The sequence below is a fragment of the Collinsella aerofaciens genome (genome assembly GCF_015555045.1).
In the GTDB taxonomy this organism is placed as follows: domain Bacteria; phylum Actinomycetota; class Coriobacteriia; order Coriobacteriales; family Coriobacteriaceae; genus Collinsella; species Collinsella aerofaciens_W.
In genome coordinates this window covers 1-3,604 of the sequence record NZ_JADNJQ010000052.1, presented here as the reverse complement: position 1 = coordinate 3,604, position 3,604 = coordinate 1, and the positions used below count along the sequence as shown (strand labels likewise).

The following is a 3,604-nucleotide window of genomic DNA, read 5'->3' as shown; positions in this document are numbered from 1 at the left end:
GCGGTGTCCCCTCCCTTTCAAGAAAGGGAAGAGGCGGGGCATGCCCCGCCTCTTACACCACATCTCTGCGCGCTACCCATGCAAAAGCTTTATGCGGCAAGTGAGTAGACTTTTTTGAACATCCCGAGCAGGCCGGTCATCCTGCTTTTCAAAACCGCAGGTAGATAGCTTGTTACAAAACTGCCTGGTCGCCAAAGTGCCAAAAGTCTACTCACTTAGATTGCAGAGTGCCCCCATTAGCTGCAATTCCAAGGTATTAAGCACTTTTGGACTCAAATCGTCATACTGAACAAGAATTTGAGTTGAGTTTTCAGGGACAGATGCGCCATCAGCGCACCAAAAGCAGTCACTGACATCGACGAACGGGATACTCGAGCGCGTGAGGGCCCGCACAAAAGAGCTTCCACCCGCTCCGCGCTCCGCAACTACGGTGCAGTAAAGGCCCGCGTCTGCATGCTCGATCGAGACCTCTCCTGCCGGAAATACCTTCCGCACAAGCGCCATCAGGCCATCACGCGCCTCACGAGCACGAACGCGCACGCGGTTCACATGTCGCTCGTAATCACCCGATTCCAGCAAACGAGCCAAAGCGACCTGGTCAACAGAGCTCACCGACGAGGCGTAGAAACCAAGGTTGCGCCTAAACCGCTCCATTAGCTCATCGGGCAACACCATATACGCCAAACGCAACGCCGATGAAAGGCTCTTCGAAAACGTGTTGGTGTAGATAACCGACTGGGCGGCATCGATCGATGCGAGCGCGGGAATCGGCTTCCCGGCAAGGCGAAACTCACAATCAAAGTCATCTTCGATGAGATACCGACCTGGTCGCTCGGCGGCCCAGCTCAGAAGCGCATAGCGACGCGCAATGCTCGTCACAAGGCCGGTCGGATACTGATGGGACGACATCAGGTGAAGGACATCGGTCCCGCTTTTCTGCAGAGTGCTCAAGTCCACGCCCTCGTCATCCAACGGGATATGTCGAACTTTGCAGCCCATAGCCTGATAGATACGCGTCAGACGCAAATAGCCCGGGTCCTCAACGGCATACACCTTGTCGGCTCCAAGCAACTGAACCAACATGGTATCGAGCAGCTGGGCGCCTGCACCGATAACAATGTTGTTGGGGTCGACATTCATGCCCCTTGTCCCACGCAGATGGTGAGCAATTGCGCGTCGCAGCCGAGCGGTGCCCTGCGCCGGTGCGGGCGAAAAGATTTCGCGCTCATCTTCGGATGCCAGCGTCGCCCGTAGTGCGCTTTGCCAAAGCCGCGCCGCCTCCAAAGCGGAAGGAGAAAGTGCATCGAACAGCTCGACCTGTCCGTTGACATCATGCACGCTGGGGCCCACAGAGACGGCATCTCGGTCGATGCCCTCCGCAGCCGAAGCCAAAACCGGTGCATCCGGAAGCTCGCAAGCGTAGTAGCCACGACGTGGTATTGAGCAAATATAGCCCTCAGCGAGTAACTGGCTATATGCATTCTCGATGGTAATAACACTGATTCCCAGATGACTGGCAAAGGCGCGCTTAGACGGCAAATGCTCCCCCGCCACAATGCGTCCAGCTACGATATCATCTCGAATTTGATGGTAAACATACTCATAGAGCGATGCTTCGCCGCGTTTTTCCAAATTGTAGTCAAGCATGAGCCTATCACCTGACCTTATTAAGTCATTCAATCTGGTATTAAGCTGACCTTATTATTATCTCGAAAACTGAGTATTTTGCCATACCCAGCTCCCCGATAGGATGTTCCGTCAAGCAATGCACATGCCAACCAAGGGAGCAACCATGGCAGAACAGACCAGCAAGGCCGACCGCGTCAAACTCAATCGCGAGCTCGCGCAGATGCTCAAGGGCGGCGTCATCATGGACGTTACCACGCCCGAGCAGGCACGCATCGCCGAGGAGGCAGGCGCCTGCGCCGTCATGGCCCTCGAGCGCATCCCGGCCGACATCCGTGCCGCAGGCGGCGTCTCGCGCATGAGCGACCCCAAGATGATCAAGGGCATCCAGGAGGCCGTCTCCATCCCCGTCATGGCCAAGTGCCGCATCGGTCACATCGTCGAGGCGCAGGTCCTGCAGGCCATCGAGATCGACTACATCGACGAGTCCGAGGTTCTCTCCCCTGCCGATGACGTCTATCACATCGACAAGACCCAGTTTGACGTGCCGTTTGTCTGCGGCGCCCGTGATCTGGGCGAGGCGCTGCGCCGTGTTGCCGAAGGCGCCACGATGATTCGCACCAAGGGTGAGCCGGGTACGGGCGACGTCGTTCAGGCCGTGCGTCACATGCGCAAGATCCAAAAGCAGATCCGTGACGTTGTTGCCCTGCGCAACGACGAGCTCTTTGAGGCAGCCAAGCAACTGCAGGTTCCGGTCGAGCTGGTGCGCGAGGTCCATGCCACGGGTAAGCTTCCCGTCGTGAACTTTGCCGCCGGCGGCGTAGCGACCCCCGCCGACGCCGCGCTGATGATGCAGCTGGGCGCCGAAGGCGTGTTTGTCGGCTCGGGCATCTTTAAGAGCGGCGACCCCGCCAAGCGCGCAGCCGCCATCGTCAAGGCCGTGGCAAACTTCACCGATGCCAAGCTCATTGCCGAGCTTTCAGAGGACCTGGGCGAGGCCATGGTGGGCATCAACGCCGACGAGATCGAGATTATCATGGAAGAGCGCGGGCGCTAGTCCAGCAGAAAGGATCGCACATGAGCGATTATGCAGACCAAACGGTCGCCGTGCTGGCGGTCCAAGGCGCTTTTGCCGAGCACGAGGCAAGACTATCCGGGCTTGGCGCACACTGTATTGAGCTGAGGCAGGCGGCTGATTTGAAGCAGGACTTTGACCGTCTGGTACTTCCCGGCGGCGAGTCCACCGTTCAAGGGAAGCTGCTTGCCGAGCTCGGCATGCTCGAGGAGCTTCGTGCCCGTATCGCTGAAGGCATGCCCGTCCTGGGCACCTGCGCCGGCTTGATTCTGCTGGCGCGCGACCTTGCCGCCCACGACGATAAGGGGACGCCGCGCCTGGCAACCATGGATGTGCTCGTCGAGCGCAATGCCTACGGCAGGCAGCTCGGCAGCTTTCGAACCAAGGGGCAGGTAGCCGGCATCGACGGTGAAGTGCCGCTGACGTTTATCCGCGCGCCCCGCATCGTTGAGGTGCACGGCGATGCCGAGGCCCTGGCCGAAGTCGATGGCCGCATCGTCGCCGCCCGCCAAGACAACCAGCTCGGCGTAACCTTTCACCCCGAACTCGACGAAGACACCCGCCTCCACGAACTGTTCCTACAAATGTAGGCATCGAAATCAACAAACGAAATGAGAGTGGATAATCTCCCACTTTAAGCTTGGATGCAGGCTCAAACCGGGAGATTATCCACTCTCATGCTATGTAGTCGTTGGGTGTTCTTAAACGACTAGTCAAACAAGAACGTCCCCAACGACCACCAAAATAAACCTGTCCCTTTTTGGCAGGCTTTGATCAGGACAACGCCGATGTTTTGGTACCGACAGACACTATGACCCAATCCGAGGGCACTAAAAAGATAGGAGCCCCCGCTCGTGACCGCGGGTCGGGGCTGCGACAATGATGTTGAAGTGCCATAGGCGC

General features: G+C 58.1%; 3 protein-coding genes. 2 read left to right on the top strand and 1 reads right to left on the bottom strand.

The genetic code is table 11. The annotated features are described in order from the left end of the window. Positions 1 to 207: 207 nt before the first annotated feature. A complete protein-coding gene (pdxR, locus tag I2E45_RS10215) occupies positions 208 to 1,647 on the bottom strand; it encodes a MocR-like pyridoxine biosynthesis transcription factor PdxR (protein ID WP_195445977.1) in 1,440 nt (479 codons plus the stop codon). A gap of 145 nt (positions 1,648 to 1,792) precedes the next feature. Between pdxR and pdxS the strand changes: the two genes are divergently transcribed. Together pdxS and pdxT are read left to right on the top strand one after the other, a co-directional pair. Continuing rightward, positions 1,793 to 2,683, top strand: a complete 891-nt coding sequence (pdxS, locus tag I2E45_RS10210; RefSeq protein ID WP_195445976.1) for a pyridoxal 5'-phosphate synthase lyase subunit PdxS — start codon at positions 1,793 to 1,795, stop codon at positions 2,681 to 2,683. A 20-nt stretch (positions 2,684 to 2,703) separates the two neighbouring features. Then, complete coding sequence (pdxT, locus tag I2E45_RS10205) at positions 2,704 to 3,291, top strand: pyridoxal 5'-phosphate synthase glutaminase subunit PdxT (RefSeq protein WP_195445975.1); 588 nt, start codon at positions 2,704 to 2,706, stop codon at positions 3,289 to 3,291. Positions 3,292 to 3,604 lie beyond the last annotated feature (313 nt).